The sequence below is a fragment of the Pantoea sp. CCBC3-3-1 genome (assembly GCF_007981265.1).
Classification (GTDB): Bacteria; Pseudomonadota; Gammaproteobacteria; order Enterobacterales; family Enterobacteriaceae; genus Erwinia.
Window position 1 is genome coordinate 3282494 of sequence record NZ_CP034363.1, and the last position, 18146, is coordinate 3300639.

Here is an 18146-nt window from a genome sequence, read left to right on the forward strand (position 1 = left end):
ACGGAAATCAGGCGGAAGCGTTTTTAAACGGCTCAGCAATCCCGACGCCAAAGTTTTTCAGCCGACAGGTCGTCGCGCATTCATCATGGCGTGCAACGAACAAACACGGTTCCCCTTCCCACTCCACGATAGAGCAATCGAGCTGAATTTCAGCCAGCGCTTCTTTAATGATCTTCATAATATCCCACGCCTGCATGCCCTGATGACTGAGCAGGGTAAGCCCAATCAGGTCATCTTCTGCATCCATACTGCTTAGCAGCAATGGCTCCACGCTGGCACCGATTGTGCCTGCGCCCCAACGATAGCTTTGCGGTAAACGGTGTACCACGGAATGTTGTAACGTATTCACCTGAACTCCCCAGATCGGTATCAGACGCCATCGCCTTTACTGACGATTCTTTTGCTGGTTTTGTTGGGCCAGTGAGTTGACCTGCCAACAATTTTTACCAGAGCATGGCTGTTTTTATGAGAGCTTGCTCTCAATAAAATTATATTTACCGCGTTCGCGGCGGGATAACAACCACTTTTGTTGCATAAAGGTAACTTAACGTCGAGTTATCTTTACATTAATACAACATTATAGCGAATAAAACGGAGAAGCTGAGGAAACCGTGTTCCTCAGCTTTGGGGAGATAATTTAACGGGTGGCTTTTCTTCGTGGGCGGGTGGCGTAAATAAACAGCAGTACTGACAGCGTGGCACAGACAAAAATCGATCCCACCATGGGCCATGCGCTGGTAAATGTTACGGTGGAAAGCAGTGCGCCAACCAGTGCGCCAACGCCAAAGCGCAGCGTGCCGGCCAGCGATGAGGCCGTTCCCGCCATGTGGGGGAACTCTTCCAGGATGACCGCCATTGCGTTGGAGGAGACCATAGCCACACAGCCGATAAACATCGCTACGCCAAACACCAGCGGTAAAAATCCAAGGTTCAGCGCGCTAACAACCACCAGCCATACGCCCATGGTAAATTGAATCAGCAGCCCTAAACGGAACATCGCCAGCGGGCCAAAGCGCCGCACCGAGCGGCTGTTTATCAGCGTCATCAAAAACAGGAAAACCACGTTAAGCGCAAAGTAGTAACCAAAATCCTGCGGCGAAATGTGATTAAGCTCGATATAAACAAACGGCCCGGCATTGAGAAAAGAGAACAGGCCGGCAAAGGAGAAGCCGCTCGCCAGCATGTAGCTGAACACGCGTTTATGACGAAACAGCGACAGAAAATTCCCAAGCGTGGTTCGCAGATGGAATTTCTGCCGACGGTCGCGCGGCAGCGTCTCTTTGATTTGCGTCACTACCAGCACGGTAGTCACTACCGCAGCCAGTGAAATCGCCCAGAATATGGCATGCCAGCTCCACAGCAGCAGCAGCCAGCCACCGACAATCGGTGCCAACAGCGGGGCAATCGTTGTTACCAGCATGACGAAAGACATCATGCGGGAAAACTCTTCTTTTGAATAACTGTCCCGCATCAGTGCGCTGATTACCACGCTGCCGGCAGCGGCTGACAGTCCATGCAGCAGACGCATAAAAATCAGCTGCTCAATGGTCTGCGACAGCGCACAGGCGGCGGCCGCGACGGCAAAAATCAGCGTGCCCACGGCGATAACCGGCTTGCGACCAAAGCTGTCGGCCAGCGGCCCGTAGAGCAGCTGTCCCAACGCAAAGCCAAGGATGTAGAGATTCAGCGTCATCTGCACGCTGCCTGCCGACACGCCAAATTCGCGAGCAATTTGCGGAAGCGCAGGTAAATACATATCAATCGACAACGGCATCAGCATGGCCAGCAGGCCAAGGATCACCACCAGGCCCAGCGACGAATTTTTATCCTTACGCACCTTCATTGCTCACGTCCTTTATTTTGCTGAACTGCCCGGTACGCCAACGCTGGCGATTTCTTCCGCCGTTAGCGGACGGTATTCACCCGGTTCGAGATCTTCATCCATCACGATATCGCCAATACGCTCGCGATGCAGCGCAACCACATGATTTCCTACCGCCGCAAACATCCGTTTGACCTGATGATAACGTCCTTCGCTAATCGTCAGGCGCACCTGATTCTCGCTGACTACCTCAAGAGTGGCAGGTTTAGTCAGATCTTTTTCATTATGCAGCTGCACGCCCGCTGCGAACTGCTCTGCGGTATCGTCCGCCAGCGGATTTTCCAGCGTCACCAGATAGGTTTTTTCACAATGGTGGCGTGGCGAGGTAATGCGGTGCGACCACTGTCCGTCATCCGTCATCAGCACCAGACCCGTGGTATCAATATCAAGACGTCCTGCCGCGTGCAGTTTGTAAGCGGTCGGTTCTTCAAGGAAATAGAGCACCGTGGGATGATCCGGATCGTCCGTTGAGCAGACGTAGCCCTGCGGTTTATTCAACATAAAATAGCGCGGGCCAAACTGCTGCTGCAGCGGGTTGCCGTCATATTCCACTTCGCTGGTAGGGCTGAGCTTATAAGAGCCTTCGCGCACCACTTCCCCATCAACCGTGACCTTACGCGCTCGCAGCTCACGAGCGGCAATCGCCCGGCTGACTTCCAGTTGCTGAGATAAAAATTTATCAAGTCGCATTCAATCTGCACTGCCTGTTTAGTAGAAAAAATTCGACGTTCTTAAAACGCCTGAAGAGTATATCGGATGGGAGTATATCGGGAGTTCACGCTCAGGCCCAGAGGCGCAGGCGCGCAGACCCTGCTTTCGTGGCATAATGCGGCTTTGCTTCCGGATTTGAAATAATGTCGTTTACTCTGCGTCCTTATCAGCAGGAAGCGGTTGATGCCACCATCGGGTATTTCCGCCGCTCCCACCAGCCTGCCGTCATCGTCCTGCCCACTGGCGCGGGAAAAAGCCTGGTGATTGCCGAACTGGCAAGGCTTGCGCGCGGTCGTGTGCTGGTTCTGGCTCACGTCAAAGAACTGGTGGCGCAGAACCACAGCAAATATCAGGCTTACGGCCTCGAGGCCGATATCTTTGCCGCTGGCCTGCAACGTAAAGAGAGCCGCAGCAAAGTGGTTTTCGGCAGCGTCCAGTCGGTGGTGCGCAATCTGGCTCAGTTTGACAGTGAGTTTACCCTGCTGATTGTTGACGAATGTCACCGCATCAGCGATGCCGATGACAGCCAGTATCAACAGATCCTGACGCATTTACGCCTGCGCAACCCTAAGCTTCGCCTGCTGGGCTTAACCGCAACGCCCTATCGCCTCGGTAAAGGCTGGATCTATCAGTTCCACTATCATGGCATGGTACGTGGCGACGAGCGGGCGCTGTTTCGCGACTGCATCTATGAACTGCCGCTGCGTTATATGATCAAGCATGGATTTCTGGTGCCGCCGGAAAGGCTGGATATGCCAGTAGTGCAGTATGATTTCAGCCGCCTGACGGCGCGGGAAAACGGCCTGTTTAGCGAAGCCGATCTGAATCTGGAGCTGAAACAGCAGCAGCGAATTACGCCGCATATTATTCAGCAGATTGTTGAATTTGCTCAGGACCGAAAAGGCGTAATGATTTTTGCCGCCACGGTTGAGCACGCGAAGGAAGTCCTGGGGCTGCTACCCGGCAGCAAAGCACTGATTACTGCCGATACGCCCGCGGCCGAACGCGATGCATTAATTGCCGCGTTTAAAGCCCGCGAATTACTCTATATGGTTAACGTTGCCGTTCTGACCACCGGCTTTGATGCGCCGCATGTGGATTTAATTGCTATTTTGCGGCCAACCGAATCCGTCAGCCTTTACCAACAGATCGTCGGACGCGGCCTGCGGCTCTGTCCCGGTAAAACCGACTGCTTGATTCTGGATTATGCCGGCAATCCACATGATATTTTTACGCCGGAAGTCGGCGCGCCCAAAGGCAAAAGCGATAACAAGCCGGTCCAGGTATTTTGTCCGGCCTGCGGCTTCGCCAATACCTTTTGGGGAAAAACAACGGCTGATGGCACCCTCATTGAGCATTTTGGCCGCCGCTGTCAGGGCGTTTTTGAAGACGATGAGGGCGAACGCGAGCAGTGTGACTACCGTTTCCGCTTTAAAAGCTGCCCACACTGCAACGCCGAGAACGATATCGCTGCCCGCCGCTGTCAGGAGTGCGATGCGGTACTGGTCGATCCTGACGATATGTTAAAAGCCGCGCTCAAGCTGAAAGATGCGCTGGTGCTGCGCTGTGCCGCGATGGTGCTGGAAAGCGGTAAAGATGAAAAGGGTGAATGGCTGAAAGCACGCTATTTCGATGAAGAGGCGACGGAAGTCAGTGAACGTTTCCGCTTAAGCACGCCTGCTCAGCGTAAAGCGTTCGAACAGCTGTTTATGCGGCCTCATCAGCGCGCGCCCGGCGTGCCCCTCGGCTGGCAGAATGCAGCGGATATCGTGGCGCTGCAACCCTTGCTTCGCCATCCCGACTTTGTGGTGGCCCGTAAACAGCGTCATTTCTGGCAGATCCGCGAAAAAATGTTCGATTATCAGGGCCGCTATCGTCGCGCCAACGAGCTGCGTTAAGGGTTGAGTGGTTTAATTCGTTGCCCGTGAAGGCGAACTCAGGCTATAATGCGCCCCGCTTTTGCACATGCAAAAGCTGAACACTCCAACCTGCTGCTGGGTCGCCTGTAGCAGGATAATCACTATAAAGAGACTGAACAATGTTCACTATCAATGCAGAAGAACGTAAAGAGCAGGGTAAGGGTGCGAGCCGCCGCCTGCGTACAGCTAACAAATTCCCAGCCATCATCTATGGCGGTGAAGCAGCAGCTGTTGCCATCGAACTGGACCACGACTACGTGATGAACATGCAGGTTAAGCCTGAGTTCTACACCGAAGTTCTGACTCTGGTTGTTGACGGTAAAGAAACCAAAGTAAAAGTGCAGGCTGTTCAGCGTCACCCGTTCAAGCCAAAACTGCACCACATCGACTTCGTTCGCGCTTAATTGCTCGTCTGAAATCATGTGAAGGAAACGCCGCTTAACGCGGCGTTTTTTTTGGCTATTTTCCGCTGCTGCGGCGCTGTAGCTGGTCACGCAGGTTTGGCGGCGTGCCTTTAATCGTCAGCGTATCAGTGGTCGGATCCCAGAAGATGCGCTCACCTAACAGCAGAGCGTCAAAGTTGATGGTCAGGCCGCCGCCGCTGCCAGCGAATTTGGTCAGCTGACGCAGCGTGCTGCGATCGGCGGGGAAACTCTCTTCCAATTCGTAACCCTGCTCCTGCGTAAACGCCTGGAAGCTCTTTTCACCCAGCGGGGCCAGCTCTTTCGACAGGCCTTCCAGCTCGATTTCTTCACCGGACTGAAGCTGTTCGTTACAGTAGCTGTAGACCTGCTGACGATAGTTTTGCCGCTCGTTTTTATCGAGGCTGGCTTCGGAGCAATAATCGTCAACGGCCTGAAGCAGCCCTTTGTTCTGCGCTTTGGTATCCAGACCGACGCTTGCACCGAGGAAATCCATAAAGAAGTCCGCAACCTTGCGCCCTACTCGCCCACGCAGGAAAGTCAGGTAACGCGTTGACTCCGGGTTGGTTTCCCACTCCGTTAAGTCAATTCGGGCGACGATATCAGCATGGTTGATATCGAGATAGTGCGTGCTGCTGATATCCAGTTCTTCATTGACGCGCATGCTGTTCTGGCTGTTCAGCACGGCAATCAGCAAATATTCCACCGCCAGGTAGCGATAATGTCCGAACAGAACAATGCCGCCGTCGGCAAACGGATATTTCGCTAATTCGTCACGTAAACGCCCGGTTGCTGCACGGCTGAAGGCCAGAAAATCATCCTGCCCCTTGCGGCAATTACGCAGCGCATCGGCCAGTTCGCTCTCTTCATTAAACAGGCCATATGCTTTGCTTTTCGCACTGTAGACGCGATGCAGCTCCTCCATCATCGCCGTGACCGGCCCGTTAGCCGGCAGCAGCGATTCACGCAGCACCAGCTCCAGCGACTGCTCGTCACGTTTGATCATCTGGTGAAGGGCAATCTGGTCGATATCCAGACTCATGGTTGATTCTCCTTTATAACACAGGCGCGTATTCAATCACCGCACGTCGCTGCGATCAACAGGCAACAACATTAACCGTTCCCTCACGATAAAAGTGCAGAAAAAATCGCACTTTTACGGTAAGATGCCGCCCTTTAATACTCAATAAGTTCGACGCTATGCCACAATCATCCCGTTACAGTGACGACCGCGTGGAGAAACTCCTCGCCGAAATGGTCAACGTTCTTGAAAAAGACAAGGCCCCTACCGATCTTTCCCTGATGGTACTGGGAAATATGGTGACCAATTTGATCAACACCAGCGTATCTCCGGCACAGCGCCGCACGCTGGCACGCTCGTTTGCCGAAGCGCTGCAAGCCTCCGTGCATGAAGATAAAGCCCATTAATGTGATAACTCTGATTCTGTTATGGTAAACAACCAGCAGCGCTACCGTGAAAAAGTCTCCCAGATGATTGGCTGGGGGCATTGGTTCGCCCTGTTTAATATTATCTTTGCCTTTATTCTGGGTAGTCGCTACCTGTTTGTCTCCGACTGGCCGGCCTCGCTGGCCGGACGTATTTACGCGTTTACCAGTTGGATAGGCCATTTCAGCTTCATCGTTTTCGCTGCTTATCTGCTGATCGTCTTCCCACTGACTTTTGTGGTGATGTCGCAGCGGCTGCTTCGTTTTCTTTCCGCCATTATTGCTACCACCGGGCTAACGCTGCTGTTGGTTGACAGCGCGGTCTTCGATCGCTTTCATCTGCATCTAAATCCTGTGGTTTGGGAGCTGGTGGTTAACCCCGATCAAAGCGAAATGGCACGCGACTGGCAGCTGATGTTTATCAGCGTGCCGGCTATTTTCCTGGTGGAAATGCTGTTCGCCACCTGGAGCTGGCAGAAGCTGCGCAGTCTGAACCGGCGCAGCTTCGGTAAACCATTGGCCGTGCTGTTTATCCTGGCCTTTTCCGCCAGCCATATTATGTATATCTGGGCCGATGCTAACTTTTATCGCCCGATTACCATGCAGCGCTCTAACCTGCCGCTCTCTTACCCAATGACCGCAAGGCGCTTTCTTGAGCGTTATGGGCTGCTGGATGCGCAGGAGTATCAGCGCAAACTGGTGCAGCAGGGGAATCCGGAAGCCGTGTCGGTTGCTTATCCGCTTAACGACATTACCTTCCGTGAGCCCGGCCATCACAATTTGTTGATGGTGACCGTTGATGGTTTGAACGAAGACACGCTGGATAAATCGCTGCCCCATCTGGCGCAATTTGCGGATGCCAACGTTAACTTTACCCAGCATTTCAGCGCCGGAAGCCACGCGGACACCGGTTTGTTCGGGCTGTTTTACGGCATTTCTCCCAGCTATATGGACAGCATTCTGGCTTCACGCACCCCTTCAGTGCTTATTGATGCGCTGGCAAAACAGGGGTATCAGTTTGGCCTGTTCGCTGCCGATGGCTTTGCTTCCCCTCTTTATCGCCAGGCGCTGCTGAGTGATTTTTCCCTGCCTGCTTCGCAAAATCAGTCGAATTCACAAACGGTTGAGCAGTGGCAGCGTTGGCTGGAAGGTCAGAAAAATAATAGCGCACCGTGGTTCTCCTACCTTTCTCTTTCCGGCATGGATAAGGATAAGGCCGGCGCTACGGCGAAAGAGATTACCCGACGCTATACCCGCACGGCGGCTGATGTGGATACGCAGGTACAAAACGTGCTGGCGACGCTGCAAGAGAAAGGCCTGCTGGAAAACACCGTTGTAGTGATTACCGCCCAGCATGGCGTGGCGCTGGACGGCAATAGCAGCATGGGCGATCGGGCCAATTTACAGGTTCCGTTAGTTGTTCACTGGCCAGGGACACCGGCGCAGCAGATTACTCGTCTTACGGATCATCAGGACATCATGGCTACCCTGATGCAGCGCCTGCTGAATGTAAGAACATCGGTAGCGGACTATTCGCAGGGTGACGATCTCTTTACCCCTCAGCGCAACCGCAACTGGGTTTCCAGCATTAACGACCGTCAGTTAGTGATCACTACGCCTACGGTAACGCTGGCGCTGGATAACAACGGCAGCTATACCGCCTGGGATAGCGCCGGGCATAAGCTGAAAGATCATAAACCTCAGCTGGCCCTGCTGCTTCAGGTGCTGACGGAAGAGAAAAGATTCATCGCTAATTGATCGCCGACAAGTTCAACGGCAAGTTGGTTAAATTGTTAGCAGTCAAGACGTTAGCCGCTTGCATTCAAAGCGAAATTGCGTAGTATTAGCTGACGTGTCGGCACGTAGCGCAGCCTGGTAGCGCACTGTCATGGGGTGTCAGGGGTCGGAGGTTCAAATCCTCTCGTGCCGACCATCCATATCCCCAACGTTTTGTCTGGCAAAGTCCAGACAAGACTATAAGTCCTGAAAGTACAGTGGGTTAACATGATCCGCTGTACTTTTCTATTGTCTAGTGACGTCCATACTCTTACATTGAAATCCACTGATTTGGGCATATCTCTAGGCTTAGTCATACAGTGACGCGCCGACCAATATGCCTAACACTCTAAGGACTCTTGTGGAGAGCTAAAGTGGCAAGGCAGACCAAACCCCTGACAAATACTGAGATCAAAAACGCTAAGTGTTCAGAACGTGCCATCGTCCTCTATGACGGAGACGGACTAGAAATTCAGATCAATCCAGCCGGTTCAAAACTCTGGCGCTTCCGTTACTACAGACCTTTTACAAGCAAACGCACTATCCTCAGCTTCGGTTCCTACCCAGAAATCTCTCTTTTAGAAGCTCGCCAGTTCCGTACAGACTTCCGAAAACTTCTGCAGCAGGACATTGATCCTCAGGAGCACAGGAAGGCGCAAAGACTTCAACAAAGAGAAGCAACAGAAAACACATTCGAAAAGGTTGCTGCATTATGGTTTAAGACTAAAGAAGCTGCCGGACTAACCCAGCACACGCTAAACGATATCTGGCGCTCCCTTGGTAAATACGTTTTCCCGCACATTGGCTCATTACCTATTTCAAAAATCACTGCTCAGCAATTCATTGGGGCGCTTGAACCAACTCACTCAGCCGGGAGACTGGAAACGGTCAAACGACTTACGCAACGTATCAACGAAGTCATGGATTACGCTCTCAACGCTGGATTAGTCACTTTCAATCCTGCTGCGAGAATCAGCAGAACTTTTCACAAACCAACCGTTAAGCACCGCCCTGCCCTTGCGCCTGAACAACTCCCCCTGCTTATGAAGGCTCTTGCATTTGCGAGTATTGGCAGACAAACGCGTTGCCTTATCGAATGGCAGTTGCTAACCATGACAAGACCAGCTGAGGCAGCAATGACCCGGTGGGACGAGATCAATTTTGAGACAAAGGAATGGCGCATTCCTGCCGGGCGCATGAAAATGAAACGTATGCACATTGTTCCATTGTCTGAGCAGGCACTTGCCGTATTAGAAGTCATGAAGCCTATCAGTAAACACAGACCACACGTTTTTCCAGGCTACCGTAATCCACTGGAACCAATGAACAGTCAGACGGCAAACATGGCGCTGAAACGCATGGGCTTCAAAGACATCCTTGTTGCGCATGGTATGAGATCCATAGCCTCAACTGTTCTCAATGAGAAAGGGTTTCAGCCTGACGTAATTGAAGCAGCATTGGCACACATTGATACTAATGAGGTCAGGAGAGCTTACAACCGTTCTCAATATCTGGAGCAACGAAGAGATATGATGGCGTGGTGGGGAAGGCATGTTGAACTTTCAGCAAGTGGCAACTACAGCTTTTCATCAGGATTGGAAAATGATTCAGTAAATCATTACCATGATTTAAAAGTATGATAATTATTTGCATTTAACATTGTACTCAACTACAAGAATAGCAACTCATCTTTATGATCCAAAGATCATGACTAAGCCTAATAATTTTAAAAGGAAATAGCCTAATGATTTATCAGTGTTACTCATGCAGCAAGACATCTTTCGAAATTATTTGTCCCTGGTGTTCTGGCGGAGTACCAACTGTAACGAATTCATGGGGCACAAAAACGCCCACCCCTATTACCTCAGAACAAATGATCCCTCTTAATCCCTCTTTTTATCCAGAATTTCAGTATCAGTCAAAAGGAATTATAAAAGACTTGTTCGGGAAAAAGAAAGAGCAGTCCCAACTCAATAGTCTCTTGCAAAATGTTTTAGATAAATATGCAACGTTTAAGGATCCTTATTTCACTAATTTCATTTACACAACAAAGTTCTCACATGATAAGCGATCAGAAAGTGATTTATCGGAAGACAAAAGCACTTATTCTGATTTTGTATTATTTCGTGAAGTACTTGTTCGAAAGGGGTTTAATGAATTGGAAGAGCTGCCAATGCTTTTGGACAAGCTTTTACTTACTACATCATTTAACGCTGTATATAACGGGTTTGCGAAAGAGATCAAAAGACATATCAAACCTACATTAACAGAATCTTTAAAATCATGGATTGAAGAAGCAGGAACGACATTTAGATCTGATCTATCATTGTTTCTATACTTTGTCTGGAGCAATAACATAGCCTTCTCTGCATTAGAATTCGATGAGAACGCACAAAATACTCCCGGAAAACCATTGATCTCAATTGATAATGTTAGAAAGTATATATCAATCTGTGAAACTATATATTTTGACATACTGGTAGAAAGATTGGCTATACGCCTCGAACATTTCAATCCCGATAAATATGTTAATATGTACTCAGTTGATTCAATGAATGGTTTTGAATTTGAAGACTTTTTAGTCAAGATATTCCAAACTCTTGGATACGATGTTAAAGAAACCAAGAGAACTCAAGATCAAGGTGCAGATCTATTTGTCACTCGTTTCGATAAAAATATTGTTATTCAGGCAAAAAACTATTCTGGCTCAGTTGGTAATTCAGCAGTACAACAAGCTATCTCCGCTAAGGCATTTTACTCATGTGACGAAGCAATGGTTATTACAAATTCATATTTCACCAATTCGGCTAAAGAACTTGCTGAATCAGCAAAAGTACGTTTGATTGACAGAAATGAATTACAGAAATATTTGGAAGATTATAACCAAAAAATAATTGAAGACTTCGAATAATCGAAAAATCGAATAACTATAGTTTTCATGAAACTAATAGAATTGATGCTAAACAAGGCATTTAAAGAATTAGCACAATTTTTAATGCCTAAGTGCATAATTGGAACACTAATTGAGGGTGGTTATCAAGTAATCTTGAACATACAATCCTGATACTACACCACCCTGACCTTTAGCAAATAACAAATAAAGACCCGCACAGAGTATCTACAATAATCTAATTACCCGAATCTGTCGGTAAATCTTTTATTACTGACTCTTCGGCTCATTTTATTGTTGCAATTAGGACATAAATGTTGTTTACGACCTTCAATTGTCCAGGTGTAGTAGTTTCTTTTAAACAATATTCCACAGACATCACATCTTCGTGGTTTCAGAATCGCGCCTATAATTGCAAATAAAATGACCCCACCAATAATCCATTCCATAAATCCTCTCATAAAAAAGCAGTAAATTATTAATAATAATTCTTTTATTATAGAGAAATAATTCCGTCATTAGACTTGATAACACCTGCAAGTAAGTATATATCTATTCTTGAGAGATTTCCCTCTCGAACATATAGGATACCAATCATGTCACTTAAACCAGGACCAAAACGCATTGCTGAATCAACTGGCAAACCTGATCAGCGCCAGCGTGATAACAAAAACACGCCTGGAAATACTCCAGATCTGAAGCCTAGTAAATCTTCAAAAAAATGATTATTGTAAACTTAAACGCATAAAATCCCTTCGGGGCTTTTTTTTAATAGCGCACGCTCAGCCAGCAGTAAATTATCAAGTGTATTTCCACATTTTTCTCTATTACAATCTACTCTCAGCAATATATTTCGCAAGAATAAAAAAATAAATATAAAAACGACAAAACAGTGCAATTGGACAAAAGAGCATTATAGCTGACTATCAGTTAAGATTTAAACAAAAAAAATTTTAGCTTTCGATAAAAAGCAGAGTAAATTGCAATTTCTACTTAACTCAAATTATGGAAGCTTAATCGCTCCAGCTATCAATTTTTTAATTGATTAACTCAAACTGAGTTAACAGCACTTTTAAACATGGTAATGTCAATCTGCGTTAGAAAAAATCGTGTTAACGATTAAAACAAGACCTCTGGAGATTGATATATGTCAAAAGTACCACTCGGAACCACTGGCACTACTGGCGGAACATGTCCTGAAAGTGGAGTATGGACTGTTGTTGGGACTCCTTCAACGACTGCGCCGATTGCAAAAAATAATCGATTCCCACCCTATAATGGTAAGTCGGTTACTTGGAAGCTAACCCAGTATGCTTAATAATTAGTGACCGCATTGCGGTCACTTTCAGCAATTTCAAGAGGACAAGAAATGAAATACACCGTGGCAGGAAAGAGCTTTCTTACAAAGGAATTAATTAAGAAAGAGGCTCAGCGCATCCTCAATAAAGGCACAATCGGAAATGCTGTAAAAGGAGAAGATTATGATTTTTTATTAAGTTTATTTAAAAATCATAGTGAGTGGGAAGAAAAGAGTCGAGGTGGATTTGAGGAAATTTTCACAGGAAAAGCTTCACATGGCACAACATGCTTTTATTTAAAAAAGGAAAACGACTTAGAAGATATCTCATTCATACATGCTATTAAATGCTTGAAGCCTAATAAATGAGATACTCAATACTAACCCCTGACATTAAAAATACAGGGGCTAATAATTTGTATAGAAACTCTTCACACCCAGCCGTATTTTAGTTTATCATACAAACAAGCCAATTTTTTAAAGTAAGTTGCATAACTTGAATTATCAGGGTTAATTTTATCAATATTTGCAATAAGAAAATCTCGAGTAACATCAAGATCAATTTTATCCCAAAGGAATGGAATATAGATCGCAGCTGACTCAGGAGTACAGTGTTCAATTATATATTCAGTATCCTTACCTTTAAATTTTCTTACGTAAGAACGTAAATAAGTAGAACACTGGTAGCTTTTATCTTGGCGGAGAACCCACTTATCTAGATTAAGAGAAGACCTTTTGTAGTCGTCGAAACTTTCAATATCTACTTCCTTTAAATATTTGAAAACAGGTATGTTAGGCGAATGCTTTCCAGCATTAGGAATTACACTATCTAAAATACTATTGGCATGATATTTTTTATTACCTTTTAGCAAGTCTTCAAATAAGTCCAAATTTCGTATTTGTGTGTACCCGATCATGCCTACTTCGTCTTCTTTTTTCTTTGCGGCTGCTACTCCCACACCAACAACAAATTCAACATCTTCATGTTTTTCGACCTCATCAATATCTACTACATAGATCTTTTTCTCAGGCTCGTTAGATTGAACTAAATTATAAAGCTCTTCCTTACAATACCTTAGTATTCTTGCTGGTATTTTTCTTTTATTTTCGTCTATGGCCTCATAAATTGGTAAAAAATCATCAGTTCGGATTAACGTAATAGGAATCTGTACGCCATCAATCGCAGTATAAGTTTCAGAGACTGTTGGTTCTTCGATACCTTCTTCTCGCTGAACAAATATCAAATTATTTCGAAGTTGATGTAGATTGTCGCTGCCAATACATACAGAAATCGCACTAAGTAAATCACTAATATTTTTATCAGAAAGTGAGTAACCTAGAAAAACAACAGGATGCTCAACAAAAATTGTTATTAGCTTCGCTGCAAGATAAGGATTTTTTAAATTAAAATCCACATAATCATAGTCAGTTAAAACCAGAGACTTAGGTTTGTGAGCGCTTCCATGGATTTTATATATCTCGGCAATTGATTGCGGATTTGAGAAAAGCAATTCATTCTGCCCAGTATAAATCTTATAGTCAGGGAATAGCTGCTCAAGTAAACAGTCCCAATTAGTAGTGATAAGCCCGTCTACGTTAAGATTTGATAATAAATTTATTTCTTGAATATATAGGCTATCGCTCAAAGGTTTTTGAACAGCTTTGGTCAATATGTCACAGATTTCAAAACGCATTGCAGAAGTTTTATCAGTAACTCTCTTACTAAATTTCTCACGGCTAGAGGAATATAAATCGTCGGTCCACCATTCATTATTGAAATCTTCTGCTATAAGCCGTGCAGCTGTAGGGTATGTGCCATCTCCGCTTGAAAGATAATACTCAAATGGTTTTTTTGCACTGCAAAAAACTGATAGCAATTCGGCCCAATCAGGCAACCCTATGTATCTCCTTGAAAATCCAGAACCTACAAAAAGAAAAGGCCCTGCACTGCGTTGTCCAAAAATATTAACTAAAATTTCTTTTAACTCATCGTTAGCCATCATAACACTCCAAACATGGATTTCATGGTGATCAAGCTATCACAACACACTGTTTTATATGCAATAACAAACAAAATAAAAATAAAGCTTTACTTTCTCCTTGAAGTTAATAAGATAAAAAAAATTTATGTATTTTGTCTAATCTATGAAGATACACAAAGGCAGGAAGCTAGATGAACAAAACAAAAAACAATATCTCAAATGAAAATGTAGAAAAAAAACTAATAAACTCTAAGGCATTATATGTATTGGATTTAGTTTTTGTCCTCTTAATTGTTGCATGCACTTGGTTTTTTGGTCAACTTATTTTAAAAAATAGTTATTTAGTTAATTTATTTAAAGCCCTTGAAAACATCCCAGAACTATTGAGCCTTTTTCCAATCTTTTCTAGTAGCTTAATGATTGCAGCATGGTTTATATATAGAGGCAAATCGATTAAATCACTAAACGATTTCATCCTCTTTTTTTCAGTCAGTTATGCACTTTATCTTTTTCTGTTTAATAATACAGAATATCAAAAACTAAATAATTTAAAAGCAGTAGTCAATGAAAGCAATCTATTCTTTGCAAAGATAGTTATTCTTGACTGTACTATAGCTAAAACTTTAATTACGTTATTTGAGTTTGTAATTGAGTGGGTAAAAGAAAACTCAGAAAAGGAACTCATCATGCATAAAAATGAACATAGCAAAAATGAAAACATCCCCTCTAAGGAAGATAATGATGGAAAGCATGAAAGGTTCCAATTTAATTATAAGTACCATAAATCAGATGGGAATAAGCTGGAACATGAAGAGGTTTCTGTAATGAAATTTGAAAAGCATGGTCAAAAAGAAAGCGAATCATCTTCACGGGAAAAAAATGGAGATAACAATAAACCAATTTCGTCGGTAAGAAAAAAACCTTTTAAAAAGAAATTTCTAATTTCACTATTCTCACTATCGTTACTACTTTTGGCATCCCCGTTTGCTTACAGCTTATTTACTCATCACTTTCATTAGACATTCCACTTACATAAATAATTGCTAATGCCATAGCAAATGACATTAAATCCATTAGCACGAGCGCCTGTTTCATCTCCGGGTGGCATATAAAACCATAAAAGTTAATAATACCAATTACCATTATAAATATAAAAATTTTCATTGGATCCTCCTTCTATATTTTATCAATATCATTTCTGTTCAATATGTCAACATCCATCTCTTCAGGAGCAAGAGCTAACTCAGCGAAGCTGAGTAGCCTTGCTTTTTCTGCTCTTCGATTGTAAAAGGGGAAAGTCAAACCCGACATCGTTGACATAATCTACCTATCGATTATAAATATATTAGGCATAAGGAATATGCTTATCTTTATATAATAGAAAAGGAGCTTCTATGGATACCACCTATCAACCTCCCCTTGCAGAGAACCTACGTATTCATTGCGTTAGTGTTAGACTGAATAACTCAGAGCTAAATACTTTGGATCATGAGCGTAAACAATACGCCAAAGGCGAATGGCTTCGAATGTGCTTCATGAAAAACCAACCTGTTATCGTTCCTGAGATCAACAAAGCAGCATGGAAAACGTTTGGCGAAATAAACCGCAGCCTAAACGCAATTGTTAATCACCTCAACGCGAAACAATCATGTAGCCCTCTGACAAAAACAGAACTCTTCGCTGTGAAACGTCAAATTAGTGATCTTCGCTCACGTCTCATTACAACCGATCTTTGGAGTATCCCCTCTCATGAAGGGTATGCAGAAGATCAAGCGCGGTAAGAGTTTTGCTGGGGTTGTCATATACGCATTAAAGCCTGGAACTCACCATAAAACTGACCCGGTGATCATAGGGGGGAACATGCTGGGCGCTTCAGCACCTGAACTGATTGCTGAGTTCAACGCTTCTGCTTCACTTCGGACAGACGTTGCAAAACCGGTGTGGCACAACTCACTCCGCCTGCCACAAGGTGAATCCCTCACAGCGAAGCAGTGGGTTTCATTTGCTGACGACTATATGAATCGCATGGGGTTCAGTGAGACGCACCTGCGCTGCTATGTCATACATGACGACGAGGCAGGTCAACATATTCATATCATTGCCAGTAGAGTCGACCTGGTAGGAGGGAAGCTCTACCTGGGAAGGAATGAAAACCTAATCAGCACGCGAGTAATTCAGGAACTCGAGTCAGCACATGACCTGACCAGAACCATAGGTCCTTCCCCTTTACAGTGCCCTACCGCCTCCAGTAGGCGTAAGAGGCTATCACGAGGTGAGGAACAGAAAGAGAAGCGCGAGCAGGTCCCGTCTCCGAAGACATTCCTGCAGGACACAATTGATACACTCCTCCGTACTCACAATGACATTCCTAGCTTCGTTGAAGCACTCCATAAGAACGGTATAACGCCCTTACCAAATATATCATCTACAGGTCGTATGAATGGTTTCGCATTTGACTACGCTGGAATCGCTTTTAAAGCCTCTCAGTTAGGTAAAGCCTACTCATGGGCGACTTTACAAGAGAAGCTCAGCTACGCACCTGAACGCGACAACCCCCTGCTCTTTTCATTGGAAGCCCCGGCTATGAGAAGTAATGAGACGGGTGATTCAGTAACAGAAGCTCCGACCCGGGATACTACGCCGTCACTACCGGCTACGTTAGAGTCAGAAATTATTGCACGACCTCCCCAGCAGGAACATAGAGTTGAGACAGCGGAAACCTGCGAAGCACATACGCCTGCCAGCATTGTGCTTACAGCACCGGGACAAGCCAACAACAATAGCTACCTCATGACAGCAGTCATAAAGTGGCTACTGAGCATTCCTTACCTTCAAGTCTTTGCAAAATTGCTCAAAGAGACAGGTAAAACGTTTCTCCACAGAAAATCCTCATTTTCCGTTATCAGCACGGTTAAATCAGCCGAGCCTGACGTCAAAACTTCAAACGAAACGCCTGAAGAATTTTCAAAAAGCTTATACACGCCTAATTAGACAACCTTCTGAAGAACATCATCTTTCCTGTCTAAGCGCTTCAAAACATAAAACAATTGATCGTTTTTACAGATCAATTAATAGCATTATGATAGCTTATAACTATCAAATAAGATCTATCGATCGGTACAAGTGATTTGCTTAAGTTTTGAGCTTGCTCAAAAATGCCCAGTAAAAGCAGTGACCAATCAGCTAGTTACCGACATGACTACCTTCAACTATTGGTTTTAAAAGGAATTCAACATGAGCAGCATGAGTATGAGAAAACCCTCTTACTTCCGTTCAATCAGAGTCTGGTTTACAATCGGCGTGGCCGTATTAATCGTCCTCAAGGCAAAACCAACTGACGCCATGGGAATGCTTATTCTTTGGTGTATCCCCGCTTTTTTCTTACTTGTGACAGCTGGTATTAGCTATAAGCATAAGAAAGATAACGTCTCAACTTTCGATAACTTCAACGAAGGCAATGACGGCTCCTGGAGCCATGAATTCAACGACTCAAAGCTACTGCTAAATGAGAAGCAGCAGACTATTACGCTCAAGAATGGTAAGAACGAAAAAACGTATCCGTTTAGCTCTGTAATCGGTTGGCGATACAATTTGGAATCTGGTGGCTATGACGGGGGATTTGGAACCGGCGCTATCAGACAGCAAAATCTCAACAACTCAGGTCTTTTCATTGAAGTTAAGGACGTCATGTTTCCCGAATGGCAGATCAAGTTCTATCCGCAAAAAGGGAAGTTTCACCAGGACACCGGTTATAAAGATATGGAAATGCAAATTAAACGCTGGTTGAGAGTTCTTTCTCAGGTTATTAACAAGGAATAAAT

17 protein-coding genes and 1 tRNA gene are annotated in these 18146 nt (G+C 45.2%); 13 read left to right on the forward strand and 5 right to left on the reverse strand.

Annotation, left to right across the window (positions count from 1 at the left end; all coding sequences use genetic code 11):
- Nucleotides 1-7 precede the first annotated feature (7 nt).
- From EHV07_RS15410 to rsuA, 3 genes are all read right to left on the reverse strand, one after another.
- A complete protein-coding gene (locus EHV07_RS15410; protein WP_147198889.1) occupies nucleotides 8-349 on the reverse strand; it encodes a YejG family protein in 342 nt (113 codons plus the stop codon).
- A gap of 288 nt (nucleotides 350-637) precedes the next feature.
- Complete coding sequence (locus EHV07_RS15415) at nucleotides 638-1837, reverse strand: Bcr/CflA family multidrug efflux MFS transporter (RefSeq protein WP_147200645.1); 1200 nt, start codon at nucleotides 1835-1837, stop codon at nucleotides 638-640.
- A gap of 18 nt (nucleotides 1838-1855) precedes the next feature.
- Complete coding sequence (gene rsuA, locus EHV07_RS15420) at nucleotides 1856-2572, reverse strand: 16S rRNA pseudouridine(516) synthase RsuA (RefSeq protein WP_147198890.1); 717 nt, start codon at nucleotides 2570-2572, stop codon at nucleotides 1856-1858.
- Nucleotides 2573-2736: 164 nt separating this feature from the next.
- On the opposite strand from rsuA, the gene EHV07_RS15425 reads away from it, so the two are divergent.
- Together EHV07_RS15425 and rplY are read left to right on the forward strand one after the other, a co-directional pair.
- Entirely contained in the window at nucleotides 2737-4491 is a 1755-nt protein-coding gene (locus tag EHV07_RS15425) for a DEAD/DEAH box helicase (RefSeq protein WP_147198891.1), read from the forward strand.
- A 140-nt stretch (nucleotides 4492-4631) separates the two neighbouring features.
- Nucleotides 4632-4916, forward strand: coding sequence for a 50S ribosomal protein L25 (rplY, locus tag EHV07_RS15430; RefSeq protein ID WP_147198892.1), 285 nt, complete (start codon nucleotides 4632-4634; stop codon nucleotides 4914-4916).
- Nucleotides 4917-4971: 55 nt separating this feature from the next.
- Here the strand turns inward: rplY and yejK are convergent, their stop codons facing one another.
- A complete protein-coding gene (yejK, locus tag EHV07_RS15435; protein ID WP_147198893.1) occupies nucleotides 4972-5976 on the reverse strand; it encodes a nucleoid-associated protein YejK in 1005 nt (334 codons plus the stop codon).
- A 158-nt stretch (nucleotides 5977-6134) separates the two neighbouring features.
- Between yejK and EHV07_RS15440 the strand changes: the two genes are divergently transcribed.
- The 7 genes from EHV07_RS15440 (at nucleotide 6135) to EHV07_RS15470 (ending at nucleotide 12712) form a co-directional block, all read left to right on the forward strand.
- Entirely contained in the window at nucleotides 6135-6362 is a 228-nt protein-coding gene (locus EHV07_RS15440; RefSeq protein ID WP_147198894.1) for a YejL family protein, read from the forward strand.
- Between the two features lie 21 nt (nucleotides 6363-6383).
- Complete coding sequence (yejM, locus tag EHV07_RS15445; RefSeq protein WP_147198895.1) at nucleotides 6384-8138, forward strand: LPS biosynthesis-modulating metalloenzyme YejM; 1755 nt, start codon at nucleotides 6384-6386, stop codon at nucleotides 8136-8138.
- Nucleotides 8139-8236: 98 nt separating this feature from the next.
- Nucleotides 8237-8313: transfer RNA gene (locus tag EHV07_RS15450), tRNA-Pro, on the forward strand.
- A 217-nt stretch (nucleotides 8314-8530) separates the two neighbouring features.
- A complete protein-coding gene (locus tag EHV07_RS15455; protein WP_147198896.1) occupies nucleotides 8531-9796 on the forward strand; it encodes an integrase domain-containing protein in 1266 nt (421 codons plus the stop codon).
- Between the two features lie 104 nt (nucleotides 9797-9900).
- Nucleotides 9901-11067 carry a restriction endonuclease gene (locus EHV07_RS15460; protein ID WP_147198897.1) on the forward strand — a complete coding sequence of 389 codons (1167 nt, stop codon included), beginning with the start codon at nucleotides 9901-9903 and terminating at the stop codon, nucleotides 11065-11067.
- Nucleotides 11068-11642: 575 nt separating this feature from the next.
- Nucleotides 11643-11771: a hypothetical protein gene (locus EHV07_RS25070; protein ID WP_004170291.1), complete on the forward strand. Its 129-nt coding sequence runs from the start codon at nucleotides 11643-11645 to the stop codon at nucleotides 11769-11771.
- Nucleotides 11772-12415: 644 nt separating this feature from the next.
- A complete protein-coding gene (locus tag EHV07_RS15470) occupies nucleotides 12416-12712 on the forward strand; it encodes a DUF3223 domain-containing protein (protein ID WP_147198899.1) in 297 nt (98 codons plus the stop codon).
- A 62-nt stretch (nucleotides 12713-12774) separates the two neighbouring features.
- Here EHV07_RS15470 and EHV07_RS15475 read toward each other — a convergent pair whose 3' ends face one another.
- Nucleotides 12775-14346 (reverse strand): SIR2 family protein, encoded by a 1572-nt coding sequence (locus EHV07_RS15475; protein ID WP_147198900.1) that lies wholly within the window; start codon nucleotides 14344-14346, stop codon nucleotides 12775-12777.
- Nucleotides 14347-14516: 170 nt separating this feature from the next.
- Between EHV07_RS15475 and EHV07_RS15480 the strand changes: the two genes are divergently transcribed.
- The 4 genes from EHV07_RS15480 to EHV07_RS24690 all read left to right on the forward strand — a co-directional run bounded on the left by EHV07_RS15480 (nucleotide 14517) and on the right by EHV07_RS24690 (nucleotide 18144).
- Complete coding sequence (locus EHV07_RS15480) at nucleotides 14517-15344, forward strand: hypothetical protein (protein ID WP_147198901.1); 828 nt, start codon at nucleotides 14517-14519, stop codon at nucleotides 15342-15344.
- A 375-nt stretch (nucleotides 15345-15719) separates the two neighbouring features.
- Nucleotides 15720-16106, forward strand: a complete 387-nt coding sequence (locus EHV07_RS15485; protein WP_147198902.1) for a hypothetical protein — start codon at nucleotides 15720-15722, stop codon at nucleotides 16104-16106.
- On the forward strand, nucleotides 16084-17316 hold the full coding sequence (locus EHV07_RS15490; RefSeq protein ID WP_254446256.1) for a relaxase/mobilization nuclease domain-containing protein: 1233 nt from the start codon (nucleotides 16084-16086) through the stop codon (nucleotides 17314-17316). The genes EHV07_RS15485 and EHV07_RS15490 overlap by 23 nt, the downstream gene beginning before the upstream one ends.
- A 243-nt stretch (nucleotides 17317-17559) precedes the next feature.
- Nucleotides 17560-18144, forward strand: a complete 585-nt coding sequence (locus EHV07_RS24690; protein WP_147198903.1) for a DUF4755 domain-containing protein — start codon at nucleotides 17560-17562, stop codon at nucleotides 18142-18144.
- The last annotated feature ends 2 nt before the right edge of the window (nucleotides 18145-18146 follow it).